The 17421-nt window shown below is 37.8% G+C and carries 16 protein-coding genes; 6 read left to right on the forward strand and 10 right to left on the reverse strand.

Annotated features, from left to right (window positions below; all coding sequences use genetic code 11):
* The first annotated feature begins 387 nt into the window (after positions 1-387).
* The 5 genes from ACLKL2_RS11030 to ACLKL2_RS11050 all read left to right on the forward strand — a co-directional run bounded on the left by ACLKL2_RS11030 (position 388) and on the right by ACLKL2_RS11050 (position 7090).
* Positions 388-3726, forward strand: coding sequence for an MHYT domain-containing protein (locus tag ACLKL2_RS11030; RefSeq protein ID WP_413691676.1), 3339 nt, complete (start codon positions 388-390; stop codon positions 3724-3726).
* Positions 3727-3740: 14 nt separating this feature from the next.
* Positions 3741-4724 carry an HD domain-containing phosphohydrolase gene (locus ACLKL2_RS11035; protein ID WP_413691677.1) on the forward strand — a complete coding sequence of 328 codons (984 nt, stop codon included), beginning with the start codon at positions 3741-3743 and terminating at the stop codon, positions 4722-4724.
* Positions 4725-4890: 166 nt separating this feature from the next.
* Positions 4891-5517 (forward strand): guanylate kinase, encoded by a 627-nt coding sequence (gmk, locus tag ACLKL2_RS11040; RefSeq protein WP_413691679.1) that lies wholly within the window; start codon positions 4891-4893, stop codon positions 5515-5517.
* 86 nt (positions 5518-5603) lie between these two features.
* A complete protein-coding gene (gene rpoZ, locus ACLKL2_RS11045; protein ID WP_113819230.1) occupies positions 5604-5879 on the forward strand; it encodes a DNA-directed RNA polymerase subunit omega in 276 nt (91 codons plus the stop codon).
* A 230-nt stretch (positions 5880-6109) separates the two neighbouring features.
* Positions 6110-7090, forward strand: coding sequence for a calcium/sodium antiporter (locus ACLKL2_RS11050; protein WP_413691680.1), 981 nt, complete (start codon positions 6110-6112; stop codon positions 7088-7090).
* A gap of 51 nt (positions 7091-7141) precedes the next feature.
* Here ACLKL2_RS11050 and ACLKL2_RS11055 read toward each other — a convergent pair whose 3' ends face one another.
* From ACLKL2_RS11055 to ACLKL2_RS11080, 6 genes are all read right to left on the reverse strand, one after another.
* A complete protein-coding gene (locus ACLKL2_RS11055; RefSeq protein ID WP_413691682.1) occupies positions 7142-7951 on the reverse strand; it encodes a formate/nitrite transporter family protein in 810 nt (269 codons plus the stop codon).
* A 90-nt stretch (positions 7952-8041) separates the two neighbouring features.
* Positions 8042-8371 (reverse strand): nitrite reductase small subunit NirD, encoded by a 330-nt coding sequence (gene nirD, locus ACLKL2_RS11060; protein WP_413691683.1) that lies wholly within the window; start codon positions 8369-8371, stop codon positions 8042-8044.
* Positions 8368-10917 (reverse strand): nitrite reductase large subunit NirB, encoded by a 2550-nt coding sequence (gene nirB, locus ACLKL2_RS11065; RefSeq protein WP_413691684.1) that lies wholly within the window; start codon positions 10915-10917, stop codon positions 8368-8370. The genes nirD and nirB overlap by 4 nt, the downstream gene beginning before the upstream one ends.
* 200 nt (positions 10918-11117) lie before the next feature.
* Positions 11118-11618, reverse strand: coding sequence for a hypothetical protein (locus tag ACLKL2_RS11070; protein WP_413691685.1), 501 nt, complete (start codon positions 11616-11618; stop codon positions 11118-11120).
* A gap of 95 nt (positions 11619-11713) precedes the next feature.
* Positions 11714-11899 carry a 2-dehydropantoate 2-reductase N-terminal domain-containing protein gene (locus ACLKL2_RS11075; RefSeq protein WP_413691686.1) on the reverse strand — a complete coding sequence of 62 codons (186 nt, stop codon included), beginning with the start codon at positions 11897-11899 and terminating at the stop codon, positions 11714-11716.
* 35 nt (positions 11900-11934) lie between these two features.
* Positions 11935-12114, reverse strand: coding sequence for a DUF1289 domain-containing protein (locus tag ACLKL2_RS11080; protein ID WP_413691687.1), 180 nt, complete (start codon positions 12112-12114; stop codon positions 11935-11937).
* Positions 12115-12289: 175 nt separating this feature from the next.
* On the opposite strand from ACLKL2_RS11080, the gene ACLKL2_RS11085 reads away from it, so the two are divergent.
* Entirely contained in the window at positions 12290-12700 is a 411-nt protein-coding gene (locus ACLKL2_RS11085) for a glutaredoxin family protein (protein WP_413691689.1), read from the forward strand.
* A gap of 66 nt (positions 12701-12766) precedes the next feature.
* Here ACLKL2_RS11085 and ACLKL2_RS11090 read toward each other — a convergent pair whose 3' ends face one another.
* Genes ACLKL2_RS11090 through hemC form a run of 4 tightly spaced genes read right to left on the reverse strand, consistent with a single transcriptional unit; the run spans position 12767 to position 16794 of the window.
* On the reverse strand, positions 12767-13960 hold the full coding sequence (locus tag ACLKL2_RS11090) for a heme biosynthesis HemY N-terminal domain-containing protein (RefSeq protein ID WP_413691690.1): 1194 nt from the start codon (positions 13958-13960) through the stop codon (positions 12767-12769).
* 5 nt (positions 13961-13965) lie between these two features.
* Entirely contained in the window at positions 13966-15093 is a 1128-nt protein-coding gene (locus ACLKL2_RS11095; protein ID WP_413691691.1) for a uroporphyrinogen-III C-methyltransferase, read from the reverse strand.
* A 40-nt stretch (positions 15094-15133) separates the two neighbouring features.
* Positions 15134-15871 (reverse strand): uroporphyrinogen-III synthase, encoded by a 738-nt coding sequence (locus tag ACLKL2_RS11100; protein WP_413691693.1) that lies wholly within the window; start codon positions 15869-15871, stop codon positions 15134-15136.
* Positions 15868-16794, reverse strand: a complete 927-nt coding sequence (gene hemC / locus ACLKL2_RS11105; protein ID WP_413691695.1) for a hydroxymethylbilane synthase — start codon at positions 16792-16794, stop codon at positions 15868-15870. Before hemC ends, ACLKL2_RS11100 begins: the two co-directional genes overlap by 4 nt.
* Positions 16795-17421: the final 627 nt, after the last annotated feature.

Below are 17421 nucleotides of genomic sequence, written 5' to 3' on the forward strand. Positions count from 1 at the left end.
AATTGAACTATTTTAATTGCTGTAACATACATTTGACACTAAAGTCTAAGCTCAACTTGTTAATAATGGTTTGATAAAAATAAATTTTTAGAAAAAACTTCATTTTTTATCAAACCTGCCGATAGATATTTAATATTACCAATATTAGAGAACCAGACCGTCTATTCGGTCATTAGGTTACATACTAGGTACAAGATTATCTAACGAGACATTTTATCTCATAGGATGAGGCTAATAATAAGGAATTAAGGTCGAAAGTTACTGCTGTTTTCCCTTCTTACACCGCGCCAGTTATCCTATAGATTCAACATTGTCTAGAAATTAGAAAATCAAACTACTTTAATGCTATTACAGCATATTTTTTTATTTTAAGTCGGTGCTGACCATATGACTGAACAAATATCATTGCTTTTTGAATACAATGAATACAACTTATTTGCCCTTTCTAGCTATAATCCATGGCTAGTCGTTATTTCATTGTGTATAGCAATATTATCTTCATACATGGGATTTCAAATAGCCCATCAAGCATATAATGCAACACCCACACGTAAACGTATCTCGATCTTAATCGGTAGTATCGCATTAGGTGGTGGTGTTTGGGCTATGCACTTCATTGGAATGATCGCCTTAGAGTTGTGCACTGATATCTCATACAATTTGAATATAACCTTATTATCATTTCTCCCGTCTTTGGCCGCCTCTTGGGTAGCTTTAACCTTAATCACTAGAGAAAAAATACAATTAAAACAGTTGATTTTAGGCGGGGTGTTAGTTGGCTCAGGCATTGGCGCAATGCATTATATTGGCATGGCAGCCATGGAAATGGCCCCGCTGCTTAGGTATAACTTAGGTCTTTTTGTATTATCTATTGTGGTTGCAGTATTACTCGCAATTGTCGCTTTATGGGTGAGTTTTGGTTTAGACAAAAGTAAGAAATTGCAATATAACCAAAACACTAAAATGGCCATTTCAGGTGTAGTGATGGGCTTTGCTGTTGCAGGCATGCATTATACAGGTATGGCTGCTGCACGTTTTGTATTACCGCCAGGTATTGAACTTTCAGGGCAAAGCAGTGATATCTCGATCATGCTCGCGTTTGGGATCACCACAGTCACCGTGGTGATCATCTTTATTGTATTAGGCACCAATCTGCTTTTCCGTTACAAAGATATCTCAGCACGAGCAACCAACAATGAACGCCGCTTATTAGCGACCATGGACACTGCGCTGGACGGCATTATCACCATTGATGCTCAAGGGATCATCATTAGCGTTAATAAAGCAGTATCAAAATTATTATCTTGGTCAGAAGCGGAATTAATTGGCCAAAATGTAAAAATGATTGTACCTGGCACTGACCAACAACATCATGACCAATATATTTTAAATTACCTCACCTCTCGACAAGCTAAAATCATCGGTAAAGGCCGTGAAGTTTCTGTATTAACCAAGCACGGTGTAAAGATTCCCGTGCATTTAGGCATTGGTCATATCGAGCTTGATGAAGAAAGCATGTTTGTTGCCTTTATTTCAGACTTACGCCAACGCAAGGCGTTGGAGATGACTCTACGAGATAAAGAAACCAAAATACGTTCATTAATTTCCAATATTCCAGGCATTGCTTATCGTTGCTATGACCAAGCACCTTGGTCCAATGTATTTATCAGCGATGAAGTGGTCAACATGCTCGGCCATCCTGCGGAAGATTTTCTAGGTGATGAGCCTAAGTACCATCTCAGTGAATTTATTCACCCCGATGATAAAGAGCGCGTGATCACTACAGACCTGCATAATCCTGACGGTTATCTATTAGAGTTTAGAATGATAGATAAACACAATAAAGTGAAATGGGTACTGTCTCACGGTAGAGCGCTAAAAATAGAAGAAGGTGATGGCTATTACTTAGATGGATTCATCATGGATATTAGCGACCGAAAAGTGATGGAGTCGGCGCTACTTAAAGCAAAAGATAAAGCTGAACAAGCCGCTGCTACTCGCGCCGCTTTTTTAGCTAACATGAGCCATGAAATTCGCACCCCAATGAATGCCATTATTGGTTTTAGTGATATTTTATTAGATGAAGCACTGAGCACTCATCAAAGAAAACAAATTTCAACGATTAATCAATCTGCTCGTTCGTTATTACATATTTTAAATGACATCTTGGATAGCGCAAAACTAGATAAAGGCAAGTTCCAGCTAGAATACCGCGATTTTTATCTCGTCGAAGAAGTGGACTCTGTTGTCTCAACACTGTGGCTACAAGCGCAACGCAAAGGTTTACATCTTGAATTACAAATTGATGAAGATGTACAACGCTATTATCACGGGGTGCCGGATCGACTAAGACAAGTACTCACAAACATTATTGGTAATGCGATCAAATTTACTGAGCACGGTGGAATCACCGTGATAATTAACAGCCCTGAACCTGATCTTTTATACTTTGCCATCGTTGATACCGGGATGGGTATGACGGAAGCACAATTACACTCTGTTTTTAAAGCCTTTGCACAAGCAGATGGATCCATGAGTCGCCGCTTTGGGGGGACAGGTTTAGGAACAACCATCAGTAAACAACTTGTAGAACTAATGGGTGGGACGATTACAGCTAAAAGTGAACTAGGCAAAGGGTCAACCTTCGAGTTCAACATACCTGTTAAAAATGCGAAACAACCAAGTGCCATCAATAAACAGGCTCAACAAATTCAATTGCCGCAGTTAAGTATCTTGATTGTGGATGATATTGAGCAAAATATCGACTTGTTGAAGCTAGTATTAAAGCGCAATCAGCATTTAGTCTCAGTAGCAATTAACGGTAAACAAGCCATTGCTAAAATGGAAAGTGAGCAATTTGACCTTGTACTTATGGATATTCAAATGCCTGTCATGGATGGTTTAACAGCAGCAAGAATGAGGCGACAATATGAGCAAGAGAATGGTCTAGATCGATTACCTATCATCGCTCTGACAGCCGGAGTTTTGCCTCAGGACAAGCAATCTGCTGTAGAAGCTGGAATGGATGGATTTGCCAATAAACCAATTAACGTGCCGCAATTGTTAAAAGAGATCACTCGCGTTCTCACCTCCGGTGATACACAAATGGCCGAAACGACGCCTATTGCAGAAAAATACCTGCGTGTAGACCTCGATAAGGGTGTTGAATTATGGGGTTCGAAAACCTCATTATTTAATGAAGTAACGCGCTTTTTAAACAAATCTAAAACACACATTGACACCTTACAAGATATACTCGACACGCAAGCCTGGCCCCTATTGGAAGAAGCTGCGCATAAATACAAAGGGGTAGCTGGCAACCTCGCTTTAAATAAATTAATGTACTCTTTTAAGGCTTTAGAAGACGCATGTAGAAAAAAATCAAAAGAAAAAGCATCACGCTTCTTAAGTGAGGCATTAAACGAGCTCCATGAAATAACTGAGTGTGCAGATAGAATGAGTTCAGCAACACATACAGCAATCGAAATAACCCCTAAACAACCTTCTTACACAGAGTTAATTGAAACATTACTGATGCTTAAAGAGCATGTGCAAAACAGTGAGTTTGATGATGACCTTCTCGATACGCTAGAGAAATTTGAGTCCGATCGGAAAAATGAAATAACAACGATTATTACAGCCTGTAACGACTTTGAATTCGACGTTGCATTAAACCATATTGACACTCTGGTTGAATCATTACAGCCAACTAACGAACCTGTTTAACAGAGTAAACTTAAATGCTAAATAATAAACAAACCCTATTAATCGTAGATGATGAACCGGTTAATTTAAAAGTATTAAATAACATACTTAAAGATCTCTATAAGTTAATTTTTGCTAAAAATGGAGCCGATGCACTGCGTTTAATTGAAAAAGATGCGCCAGATTTAATTTTACTTGATGTAATGATGCCTGAAATGACCGGGTATGATGTTTGCGAATATTTAAAAAAACAAGCTGCTTATAAATCGATACCTATTATCTTTGTTACTGCATTAAACGATGCTATCGATGAGGCTAAAGGGCTAAATTTAGGCGCTGTAGACTATATATTTAAGCCCGTTACTCCTGCTGTTGTTAAAGCAAGAGTCAAAACCCACCTATCATTAGTTGATATAGACGAGCTGAAAAGAACACGATTACAAGTGATTCAACGTTTAGGAAAAGCATCAGAATATAAAGATAATGAAACGGGTATGCATATTCTACGTATGAGCCATTATTCTAAAGTGATTTCGCTCGCTTGTGGTCATTCTCGTAAAGAAGCAGATGACCTACTGCATGCCGCTCCTATGCATGACATTGGCAAAATAGGTATACCTGACAGGATCATGCTCAAACCTGGAAAACTCACTGATGAAGAGTTTGAAGAAATGAAAAAACACCCTGAAATTGGTGCGGAGATTCTTGGTGAGTCAGATTCCGATTTAATCGAATTAGCCAAAGTTGTTGCTATGACTCACCATGAAAAATGGGATGGTAGTGGTTACCCTAAACAACTCAAAGGCGAAGAAATTCCTATCGTAGGGCGTATTGTAGCACTTGCTGATGTATTTGATGCATTAACCAGCGAGCGCCCCTACAAACATGCTTGGCCTGTTGAAGAAGCAGTTGATTTTATTAAGTCACAAAAAGGCAAACATTTCGATCCAAAGCTTGTTGATATTTTTGAGCAAGAGTTAGATAAAATACTTGAAATCAAAAATAACTGGAAAGATTAATTTCTTTGCAGTTTTTCAGTTTCCAATACACAGCCAAATAGTCATAAAAATTTGCCAATATAAAAGACATTGCCGATAAAATAAGCCATAATTCGCCCCCACTAATCGGGTCGTTCAAAAAACAACCAAAAAGCACTCAATTTAAAATAGTTTCAGGAAAATAATTATGTCCCATGTCGGCACTCTTTATATCGTCTCAGCACCAAGTGGAGCAGGAAAATCTAGTTTAATCCAGGCGTTATTAAGCGATCCATCAAACCAACCTTCACAGGTGTCGATTTCGCATACGACTCGCTCTCCTCGCCCTGGTGAGGTGAATGGTGAACATTATCATTTTGTAAGTGAAACAGAATTTAAACAGTTAATTGAAGAAAATGCGTTCTTTGAATGGGCTGAAGTATTTGGTAATTACTATGGTACATCACGTGTAGCGATTGAAGAATCTTTAGCGCAAGGCATTGATGTTATGCTGGATATTGACTGGCAAGGCGCACGACAAGTTCGTGAAGTAATGCCAAATGCCAAAGGTATTTTCATCTTACCACCAAGTCGTGAAGAGCTAGAATTACGCCTTAATAAACGTGGTCAAGATAGCCAAGAGATCATTGCTAAGCGTATGCAAGAAGCACAATCTGAAATGTCTCATTACAATGAATACGATTATTTAATCGTCAATGACGATTTTGATACCGCGATACAAGAGTTTTCTGCTATTGTACGCGCATTGCGCAGTGAGCAACAAAAACAAGCAATAAAACACATTAAAACAATCAAGGCGTTATTAGAAGTATAATCTCTATACTAAGATGCTGGATCAATTGCTATTTAGCACATATAATAACCGCCCTTTTTTATGTAATTAACTTTTGGAGTTAACCAATGGCACGAGTAACCGTTGAAGATGCAGTAAATGTAGTAGGCAACCGTTTTGATCTAATCTTAATGGCTTCTCGCCGAGCTCGCCAGCTTGCGACACAAGGTAAAACACCTTTAGTTGAACCTGAGAATGATAAGCCAACAGTAATTGCACTACGTGAAATTGAAGAAAACTTAATCACTAATGAATTAATGGATATTCAAGATCGCCAAGAAAAGCATGAGAAGCAAGCTGCTGAATTAGCTGCTGTTGCTGCAATTGCGGAAGGCCGTGGCTAAACCCCACTTGCCTTATGAATATGGAAGAACGCTGAGCATGAGAATGCTCGGCGTTTTTTTGTACTGCATTAGTTAATCTGTCATGTGATAATAATCCCCCGTTATAATCACTGATTTACGCATTACCTTATCAGGTCACCGCGTAGATAATCTTGTTATGATCAGATATACACCGTTCACCTTAAACAATGAATGGTATTAGGATAACTTAACTTTCTCAGGAGAATGTTTTGGACACTTTATTCGTTCCAGCAATCGCAATTCTTGTTGGTTTTGCACTACTTATTTGGAGTGCAGATAAATTTGTATTAGGCGCCTCTAATACCGCACGTAGTTTTTCTATATCACCATTAATCGTAGGCATAGTGATTGTTGGTTTAGGTACCTCTGCACCGGAAATGTTAGTGTCATCAATGGCCGCATTTGAAGGTAATACAGGCCTATCAATTGGTAATGCTATTGGCTCTAATATTACTAATATTGGTTTAATGCTAGGTATCACCGCACTCTTTTATCCATTACATATTCATTCAAAGTTATTGAAACGTGAAATGCCAGTATTACTAGCGATTATGCTAGTGAGCTATTATCTATTATTAGATCAGCATTTAAGCTTCTTAAATGGTCTATTTTTACTAGGCTTAATGATTGCCATGCTAGGTTTCACTATCTGGGAAGCAAAAAGCAATGGTAAAGACAGCCTACCTCAAGAAATTTTAGATGAATTACCTGAAGAGATTAGTAAAGGTGAAGCAATAAAATGGTTAGTGATTGGTATTATTGTACTGATTGCTTCTTCGCGCTTACTAGTATGGGGCTCAATCGAAGTGGCAGAATATTTCCAAGTCAGTGACCTCATTATTGGTTTAACGATTGTGGCGATTGGTACTAGTTTACCTGAGTTAGCCACTACTATTGCTGCAGCCCGTAAGAAAGAGTTTGACCTTGCAGTGGGTAATATCATTGGCTCTAATATGTTTAACATCTTAGGTGTTATGGCGTTACCAGGCTTAATCAGACCAGGTAGTTTTGACCCAGCTGTTATTTCGCGAGATTACCCAGTAATGCTTGGATTAACCATTGCATTAATCGTTTTCTCTATTGCTTGGCATAAAGGTAAGAAAAGCATTTTAGGACGTGTAGAAGGCGGTTTATTATTGTTAGGTTACATCGCATATATGGTTTGGTTATATATGGATTTAGCTGGATAAATAATAAATGAGGGTAGTTAATTCTCTATTAACTACCCTCAATGTTATCGCTTAAGCTTGTTTCGCCGGTAATGTTTTAGCATGTGTTACGTACAATGCCATCCCAGTAAAGATTAAACCACCAACAATATTACCTAATGTAACTGGTAATTGATTCCACGTTAACCAATCCATAATAGTAAATTCAGCGCCTAGCATCATACCTAATGGGAATAAGTACATATTCACCACAGCATGCTCAAACACTAAAGCAAAGAAGATAAAGATTGGGAACCACATCGCTAAGGTTTTACCACCTACAGACTTAGATGTCATTGAACCGACCACACCTAAACACACCATCCAGTTACATAAAATGCCTTTCACAAACACAGTGATCCAACCATCTACACCATGCTCTGCAAAACCTAACGAGCGAGCAGTAGACGCTTTAATAAATGCCTGACCAACGGCACCAGGTTCAACACTAAAGTTCATGGTAAAAGTTAATGCCACTAAAAAAGCAACGGCAACCGCACCAATCAAATTACCTAAAGCAACTAATAACCAGTTACGTAAAATAGCGCTTTTAGTAATGTTCGCACGCTTATCAAATAGCGCTAAGGGTGCCAATGCAAACATAGCAGTTAATAGGTCAAACCCCATTAGATTAAGTACCACAAATCCAACGGGGAAGACTAATGCACCTACAATGGCTAAACCTGTTTGTACAGCAGCTGTTATGGCTACAGCAACTGCAATTGCTAAAATTGCACCGCCCATTACAGCACGTAAAATAGTGTCCCGAGTTGACATCATGACCTTGTTTTCACCCGCATCGATCATGGTTTGAACGAATTCGTTAGGTTTAATGTAAGACATAGTTAGATTCCTATAAGTAAAGTTTTAAAATAAAATTGAATAGTGAAATACTCCTAAAATATAAGGAGTATTTAGGCTATTAAATCTCAACTAATGAACTTGCACCTCTATCGCGCCCGACTGAATGCGCGTTTTATAAGTCGTTAATGCAACCTCTTTATTTTCAAAACAATGGCCATCTTGTAAGTTGAATCGTTGTTTTTTTAATGGTGAAGCGACCCATAATTGCGCTTGGTGTTCACAAATAATGCCTCGAGACATTACATTTGAATGAGCAAAAGGGTCCATATTATCTAATGCATACACTTGCGCTTCTTCAGTGGGGCGAAAAATAGCCACTTGTTTACCCTCGATTAATGCACACACACCAGTACCTTCATAAACCTTGTCTAACTCACAAACAGATATCCATTTACTCATTTCATTTCCTCCAAGCTAATTTGATAAACAGGTGCTTTTTCATCGAAAAAAGCAGGACGTTTTTGTCCTCGTTCAGGGGTGAAAATGACGTTGTCATCTTGAGCATCACTATTAATAAAATGTGCAAAACGAGAAAGCTGCTGTTGGTCACTCAACGCTGTTGTCCATTCACATTGGAAGCTATTAATCGCTTCAGCCATCTCTTGTTCGAGCTGGTCGTTAAGGCCCAGTTTATTATCTGCAATAACCTCTTTTAAATAATCGATGCCACCTTCTAGATTTTGTAACCACACAGAAGTACGCGTTAATTTATCGGCAGTGCGAATATAAAACATCATGAATCTATCGATGTATTTGACTAATGTTTCTTTATCTAAATCAGCAGCAAGTAATGACGCGTGTTGAGGTTTCATTCCACCATTACCACAAACATAAAGGTTCCAACCTGCATCTGTTGCAATAATACCAACATCTTTACCCTGTGCTTCAGCACATTCTCGAGTACAGCCTGATACACCAAATTTCATTTTATGAGGTGTACGTAATCCTTTATATCGATTCTCAAGTTCAACACCTAAGCCAACACTGTCTTGAACACCAAAACGACACCATGTACTCCCCACACAGGTTTTCACCATTCTCAGAGCTTTAGCGTAGGCCTGACCAGTCTCAAATCCAGCATTAATAAGTTGTGACCAGATATCCGGTAAATCGCTTTTATGGGCACCAAATAAGCCAATACGCTGTGCACCAGTAATTTTGGTATACAGTTCATATTGTTCAGCAACACTCGCTACTGCAGCTAACGCGCTTGGTGTGACTTCGCCACCTGGCATACGAGGGATAACAGAGTAAGTACCGTCTTTTTGCATGTTGCCTAAGAAAATATCGTTAGTATCTTGTAAGCCGTTATGTTCTTTTGCTAATACAAAATCATTCCAACATGATGCAAGAATTGAAGCGACAGTCGGTTTACACACCTCACAACCGTACCCTTTGCCGTATTTATTTAAGAGCGTTTTAAAGGTTTTAATGCCTTCAACTCGAATCAAATGAAATAACTCTTGGCGAGAATATTCAAAATGCTCACAAAGGTGATTTTTAACTTCCATCCCTTGTTTTTTTAATTCTGAATTTAATACTTGGGTAATTAAAGGAACACAACCACCACAGCCAGTACCGGCTTTAGTTTCCATTTTAATTGCACCAATGGTGGTATGCCCTGCGCTTACCGCTTCTGCGATATCAGATTTTTTCACATCAAAACAAGAACAAACTTGAGCAGTTTCAGGTAAGGCATCAACCCCTAAACCAGTACTGCCTTGTCCAGAATAGTTAGGTAGTATTAATGAATCAGGGTGCTTAGGTAATTCGATATTATTTAATTTGTACTGAAGAAGATCGCTATAACTACTTGTATCTCCGACCAATACTGCGCCCAATAATTGCTTACCATCTTCAGAGACAATAAGGCGTTTGTAGACAGATTTATCACCATCTAAATAAACATAGCTTTTACAATTTTCAGTGCGCCCATTAGCATCACCAATACTGCCCACATCAACACCTAACAATTTTAATTTGGCGCTCATATCAGCACCGGTAAATGCATTGTCAGTGCCGAGCAATGTATCTACTGCGACTTTTGCCATGCTATAACCTGGTGCAACTAAACCAAAGAACTGACTATTCCAAGAAGCACATTCACCAATGGCAAAGATATTTGGATCAGAAGTAACGCACTGGTCAGTAATACTAATACCACCGCGAGGTGCTGTTTCTAAATCAGTTTGCTTGGCGAGTTTGTCCTGTGGTCTAACACCAGTAGAAAAGACAATAAAGTCTACTTCTAACTCAGTGCCATCAGCAAATTTCATGGTATTACGTGCATTTGTACCACTAGCAACAATTTCTTGGGTATTCTTACCGGTATGAACACTTACACCAATACTTTCGATTTTACTACGCAAAATTTGTCCACCTTGCGCATCTAATTGCTCTGCCATTAAGACTGGAGCAAACTCAATAACATGTGTTTCTACACCTAATGCTTTTAGGGCGCCAGCAGCTTCCAAACCTAATAAACCACCACCAACTACCGCGCCTTTTTTACTGTTGCGCGCTACTTTTTCAATGGCGTTTAAATCTTCAATGGTACGGTAAACAAAACAGTCTTTACTTTCATTGCCTTTAATAGGTGGTACCCATGGATAAGACCCAGTGGCCATGACTAGTTTGTCGTAAAAGACCGCACGACCAGTTTGAGAGTGAATCACTTTTTCAGCTCTATTAATCGTTAATGCGCGTTCACCAACCAACATTTCAATATTATTTTTTTCATAATATCCTGTTTTAACCAGTGATAACTCGTCGGCAGTATGATGAGAGAAATATGAAGAAAGATGTACTCGATCGTATGCAACTCGAGGTTCTTCACAGAAAGCAACAATATCAAAGTTAGCTAACCCTCCCTTATCGACAAACTCTTCGATAAAACGGTGGCCAACCATACCATTGCCAATAATGACTAATTTTTGTTTGCTCATAATGTTTCTCTCACCTAATTAATTTAGGTGAAAGATAACGCAATAGTGACTTTTAAAATTGACGAATATCAAGGTAGGTTTAAATAACAGGTAAAACGCTTACATTTAATTTAAAAATGCGATTAACCACAATTTAATTAAGGTTAATTTATGATAAGCAGAATCATAACATAGACAAAAAATCTTTTAATATTAATAAATTAGAAAGAGACATCTAAAATATTAGGATAAATGAATTGATAGTCTAATGTGCGTTTAACTTTTTCATTACTAATTACTTTAGTCGCACTATTTTCAGCGATAATATAGTCAGGTTTAGGCACCCCAAGCGACAAGGCCATCTCAGTATAATAGTCTTTCTTTGTTGGGTGATTGTCCGCACAGCCGTTAAAGATCTCTCCCCAAGCCTGTTGCGTTAATATCGTTTCAATCAGTTTAATACAATCCGCTTGATGGATAAGATTTACCTTAGCGAAACCATCCTTAATACTTTTACCCGAAGCAAAGAATCGACCAGGATGGCGTTTACGGCCAATCAAACCTGCTAAACGAAGTACTGTACACTCAAAGTCAGTGTTATCAGTGAAACACTTTTCTATTTTTCTAAGGTTTGTTTCTGGCACTAGTAGGTCGCTTTCTTGACAAACACCTGCATCATTAGGATAGACAGAAGTAGAGCTAATAAATAACACCTGCTGCACTGGGCTTTTTGCAATCTCTTCAGCAAGTTTTTCAAAGGCAGGTAAAGCTTTACAGGTGATATTAATAATTAATGTTTGAGCTTGTAGAAAGTCTTTTAAATTGCCCTGTAGCGCCTCAATATCAATGATATGAGGTGTAACTCTCGTTTTTTTAATGCACTAACTTTTGTAGGAGTACGTGTTGATAAACCCACCTCATAACCAGCTTGAGAAAGATGATTTGCCAATGGCTCACCTAACCAACCACTACCTAAAATACTAACTGCTTTATTATTTATCATGGTTTTACCTTAGTCATTAGCGATGTCTCTGGAGCTCACTCTTGATTAATGCTTTGCTGGCGACGCGAGCTAATATTTTTAATGATAATCTGTTTTTCACTATCTGATGACTGTGACCACTCAGTGATTTCAGTTAGACTTCGATAACAAGCGATGCAGATATCTTGGTTATTTAAACGACAACGTCCAACGCAAGGTGAAGCAAGAGCATTCATCTAATATATTTCCTTTATTATAATCATAAAATCTCTGTAAAATGCTTTATAAGCGCTTAATGCACATTAAGCAGCAAAGTATACTACTACAATGGCACCTATCTCTTTGAACGCTTTTATGCCACCCACAGATCAGTTACAATTTTACCCTGTTCATTAACATAAAGAGATAAAAATGAAAATTATTCGTTGGATATTAGGCCGTATCATTTTACTGCTTAACTTTATATTTTCGCCTAAAAAACTGCAAAGAGATGCAGCATCACAACAGAAAGTGGATCAACAAACTAAATGCTTACAACTATATCAATTCGCTGCTTGCCCTTTCTGTGTCAAAGTCAGAAGAGTAATGCGTAAAAATGCATTAAACATCGAATTAGTAGATGCACAGAAACCAGCAAATAGAGCCCTACTGATTGAACAAGGTGGCAAAGGCACAGTACCTTGTTTACGTATTGAAGAAGATAATAAGATCACTTGGATGTATGAGTCGTCAGATATCGTCGCTTACTTAGAAAAAGGTTTGCTTAATTCCCGTCGAGCTCTTGTTATATTTAACGATTATAAAAAGTGGAGATTGGTATAGGAACAAGTACATTCAAACAACGGCTTCCTTGAGCGCTATTTGAATGTACTTAAATCAAACTAAACGTTATGTAATAGCTGAAGTTGAAGCAAAAGCCAAACCTTCTCGATAATACTGATTAGCTTGCTCTAGCATTTCTTGCTCTTCCATTAAAGAAGCAATCAACTGATAATCCGTCACATTAGGCAATGTTTTCAAACTTTCAGTAAGATGTTCTATCGCGGCTTTAGGGTGATTTTCTTTAAGTTTTAAGTGCGCCAATGCTTGATGAACATAATCCGCATGTGCAGATTTTTTTAACTGTTTTTCAAGAAACGTAATAATTGGGTAATGATCCGTTACTTTTATCTTTTGTAAGTAAGGTAATAACGGTAGAGAGAACTGACGTTGCAGTTTTTCCAATAGGAACTCTTGAGCTAATTTACCGTGGTCATTATCAATGAAAGCTTCTAATACTGCTTGTTGATAAGACAGTTCTTTACGCATCCAACGAGCCACATCTTTATGCCAATAATCATTAAGCAGTTGCCCACTTTCTGCAGCAAGTTGTTGAAACAGTTGTTGATGTGCATATAACTCTAACTCAGCGACTTGTACTGCATTCAAAGTTAATAGCTTACGTTGAGTATTTAATAAGGTAATTAACTTCCGCCACTCATTCATTGCCGGATACAATGCAATGTAATGCTCCAAGATTTGCTTATTCTTTGGAAACTGTTGATTTAAATTAGTTAAGGTGACTAATGCATTTTCATATTGCTGTGCATCTAGCTGTAACTCAGCCCACACTAATCCAACAGCAAGTTTCGATTTAGGGTATTCACTGGCTAACTGTAAATAATCATCACGCTGGTTAAACTCACCATTTTTATGAGACGCACGTGCAGCTGCAATATAAGTGAGTGCAGGAGAGTCACTTCGATCAGCAGACTTAGAGAGTAACTTCTGCGCCTGCTTAGTATTACCTTCTAATAATGCCAACATACCTAATAAGCTATTCTTTTGTGCTTTACGTGTTTTACGTTGCCCAAACCATCCACGTGTCAAACTGCTCATTGAGAGTACTTTTCGTAGTAGCCACTCTAATGCCAATAGTATGAAGTAAAAAATAATGGCAATAAAAACAGCATTAATAATAGTGGTTTCATAGGTTGTATAGCTATCAAAGGAAACTAATATATAGCCTTTATGAGCACTCAATTCAGGCGCAAAAATTAACCCAGTGAGTAAGATGATGACAATCGCTATTAATCCAATCATATCAACTACTCCGCACTTTCAATGGTGAATGATTTACTAATGCGCTGCTTTAAGATGTGTGAAAGTAAAGGTGCGCTTTTGAATTGATCTGGGTAATCAATTGAAATCGTTTCTTTACTGAGTTTCTGAACCGCATTGTAAAACTGCTGTGTACTTTTATCATTCATATCGTAATAAACAGAAACTAACTTCAAAGCACCTTGTAAGGCAATATCATAGATCTCTTGTTGCTCACGATACACTGCAAATTCAGCTTTAGATAAATGGTTTCTTAAGTTTTCACTTAAGTACCAGGCTTGCTCAGGTGATAATAATGCCTCAACGGGTTTATCGCGGTGTGAGATAACAATAAAGCTTTCGATAAATGAATCCCAAGAACGATCTAAGTTTGCTTCCCAATCTGAAATGTCAGTAGAAACTTCTTGTGTATCAGTTTGTTTCGCTTCAGACATAGTTAAACCAGCGATCACCAAGGTATCAATTCGACGCTCTAGACTAGATAAGGATAAAATAATACCGTCAACATCACGAGAAGGTAACGCCTCTAACATATTTATATCTTCTAATAATGCACGTCGAAGTGGATTAAGGCTTGGGTCTCCCATTTCAACAATACGTTGATCAGCGGTGCTTAATAGCGCAATAGCTGCATTTAAGTCATGTTCTAACCATAACTTACGCCCTGATAAATTAATCAAGTATTCTACTTCCGCTAGAATCCAATCACTTGGGTGACGCACATTAGTTTCAGATACGGCACGACGTAATGATTGAATATCATCATGGTACAACTTAGTCTTATTCTGACTATCTAGAAGTTGAATATTAAGCTGCTCGACTTGTGTCTTAACAGTATCATTTGATGATTTAGTTTGCTGAAGCTGACTACTTAATCGCGCAGTCTGAGAATCTAATTTATCCGTTAATACTTCAATCTGTTCTTGATAAGCACTGTTTGTTCCTACATGATTTTTATAAAAGTAGTAACCAAAACCTAAAACAAAAAATAATATAATGAACAGAATGATGATAACAGCTACTAATAGCTTGGAATATTTTTTGCGTTTTTTCTCTTCAACTTGCACTTCTGGCTCAGTTGATATTTCTGGAGTTTCAGTATTAGTATCAGTCATAATTTTCCTATTTTAAAACTAATGGGCTATACAGAGGAGATCACTTATTATGAAAAAAATCCACTATCTGGTTTGTCTGTAAACTAGGTAATAATATAATATTTTCCACACCCAACAAGCGAGCTTGATCAGCAACACGTTGACTTGGAACATAAAAAGTTAACCTACATAACCAACTTGTATATTCCTTTGGTACAAGTACAAATAATTGATTTAAAATTTCCACACTGCTGATAATAGCACCATTTATAGATGCTTGTTGCCAATAATTAACTAAATGAATGCCATCTAGATCGAGTTTTACACGTTTATATGTCTGAAAAAAATCTACTTGAGCGCCACGTTCAATTAAACTGTTTTCGAGTAAGTCTCTTCCACCCTCACCACGTAGGATTAAAATGCGCTTACCGGCGACATCTTGTAAGGCATCAAGCGCTAATAAACCTTCACTATCAAAACGAGAGAAAGGACACATAACCCTTTGCTTACAGGCTAGCCTTAAGCTCTCTTTTGTTGATTCACCTACTGCGTAATATTCAGCACTAGGCCACTCACCAATTATATTATCTTGTGCATATTTAACTGCATTACCACTAACGGCAATCACAACATCATACTGCCCTGATAAAAAGGCACCTAGCGTGTGTGGATCATTTAAACCGGCTACTGTTAATAAGGGTTGTGCAATAGAGAAACAACCCACCTCACTCAAGGCATCAACCAGTTGTTGAGCATGAGGAGCAAATCGTGTTATCAGTAACCGGTCATTACAAATCACTTATATACTTCACTTAAAATTTCTTTAGCACCTGCATCTAATAGTTGTTGAGCAAGTTTCTCACCAAGTTCATGGGCTTGATCCACATGACCAGTTATCTCTTTACGTATTATATTCTTACCGTCAACACTACCGACTAAACCACGTAAAAATACTTGTGCGCCATCCAACAGAGCAAAACTACCAATAGGAACCTGACAACCACCTTCTAATGCTAAATTCATTGCACGTTCAGCAGTCACTCTGATACGAGTCTGTTGATGATTTAATGGGGCTAATAATGCCATAGTTTCTTGGTCATCTAAACGACATTCAATACCCACAGCACCTTGACCAACAGCAGGAAGGCTAATTTCAGGCTCAATAAAGCTAGCAATACGATCGTGCATCTCTAAACGCATTAAACCAGAAGCCGCTAAAATAATAGCATCGTATTCACCATCATCTAATTTTCGTAAACGCGTATTTACATTACCGCGCAAATCTTTAATTACTAAATCAGGACGTAACGACTTTATTTGACATTGACGACGTAAACTACAAGTTCCTACTACAGCGCCTTCAGGTAGGTCTGCAATTTCTTTAAATTGATTAGATACAAAAGCATCACGAGGATCTTCACGCTCACAAATAACACTTAACCCTAATCCTTCAGGAAAGTCCACAGGCACATCTTTCATAGAATGAACGGCAATATCAGCTCGGTTTTCTAACATAGCCACTTCTAGTTCTTTAACAAACAAACCTTTACCACCAACTTTAGCTAAAGGTGTATCAAGAATAATATCGCCTTTAGTTTTCATCGGTAATAATTCAACCGTTAAATCATCATGATGTTTAAGTAATTCAGCTTTAACAAAGTTAGCTTGCCACATCGCTAAAGGACTATGACGTGTTGCAATACGAATAATTTTTTTAGACATAAGCGTCTCTCTTATAACAGGATAATTTATGCTATCAAATACAAACTAATGATCCATATAAATATGATAGAAAAGAGAAAACTAAAGAAAATATTGATTAATACCAATTGTATTAAATAACTGATCTAAATTTTGCGCCGGAAAAATGGCTTAGTTTGAGGCGTAAGTTGATGTAAATGGTTGTTCCCTATACGAAACTTACAACGAAAAAATAAATTGTTTTAACAAGTGAAATAGATCAGTTACTTACTATGATTGGTATAAGTCCAGTAGGGAACAGAATACTAACTTCAAAGTTAAATTAAATAAGTGCGATAGCCATTAAGCGAAGCTTAATATCCGGAGCGCTGGGCGAATTAGGCGACAGCCTAGTGTTATGAGCGGAAGAGCTCTGCGATTCCTTTTTATAGCCTGCCAGTATGCGAGTTATCGCATATGTGTATTAGTTTCGATGAGCGAAGCGAACCAATAAACAGTTCACAACATAAAACATTAAAATCAAAAGAAGCAGCCTAAAGGCAGCGCCCCAAGGTCAAAAGATGTTTCGTAAATACGCTACATCAACATTAAAATTCAACACTTTCACTGATCTCATAACAGTGCGACAGCTATCAAGCGAAGCTTGAT

Source organism: Psychromonas sp. KJ10-2 (assembly GCF_047323255.1).
Lineage (GTDB): Bacteria > Pseudomonadota > Gammaproteobacteria > Enterobacterales > Psychromonadaceae > Psychromonas.

Coding starts and splice junctions, on each gene's coding strand:
- ACLKL2_RS11030 (WP_413691676.1), top strand. CDS start 388: ATGACTGAACAAATATCATTGCTTTTTGAATACAATGAATACAACTTA.
- ACLKL2_RS11035 (WP_413691677.1), top strand. CDS start 3,741: ATGCTAAATAATAAACAAACCCTATTAATCGTAGATGATGAACCGGTT.
- gmk (WP_413691679.1), top strand. CDS start 4,891: ATGTCCCATGTCGGCACTCTTTATATCGTCTCAGCACCAAGTGGAGCA.
- rpoZ (WP_113819230.1), top strand. CDS start 5,604: ATGGCACGAGTAACCGTTGAAGATGCAGTAAATGTAGTAGGCAACCGT.
- ACLKL2_RS11055 (WP_413691682.1), bottom strand. CDS start 7,951: ATGTCTTACATTAAACCTAACGAATTCGTTCAAACCATGATCGATGCG.
- nirD (WP_413691683.1), bottom strand. CDS start 8,371: ATGAGTAAATGGATATCTGTTTGTGAGTTAGACAAGGTTTATGAAGGT.
- nirB (WP_413691684.1), bottom strand. CDS start 10,917: ATGAGCAAACAAAAATTAGTCATTATTGGCAATGGTATGGTTGGCCAC.
- ACLKL2_RS11075 (WP_413691686.1), bottom strand. CDS start 11,899: ATGATAAATAATAAAGCAGTTAGTATTTTAGGTAGTGGTTGGTTAGGT.
- ACLKL2_RS11080 (WP_413691687.1), bottom strand. CDS start 12,114: ATGAATGCTCTTGCTTCACCTTGCGTTGGACGTTGTCGTTTAAATAAC.
- ACLKL2_RS11085 (WP_413691689.1), top strand. CDS start 12,290: ATGAAAATTATTCGTTGGATATTAGGCCGTATCATTTTACTGCTTAAC.
- ACLKL2_RS11090 (WP_413691690.1), bottom strand. CDS start 13,960: ATGATTGGATTAATAGCGATTGTCATCATCTTACTCACTGGGTTAATT.
- ACLKL2_RS11095 (WP_413691691.1), bottom strand. CDS start 15,093: ATGACTGATACTAATACTGAAACTCCAGAAATATCAACTGAGCCAGAA.
- hemC (WP_413691695.1), bottom strand. CDS start 16,794: ATGTCTAAAAAAATTATTCGTATTGCAACACGTCATAGTCCTTTAGCG.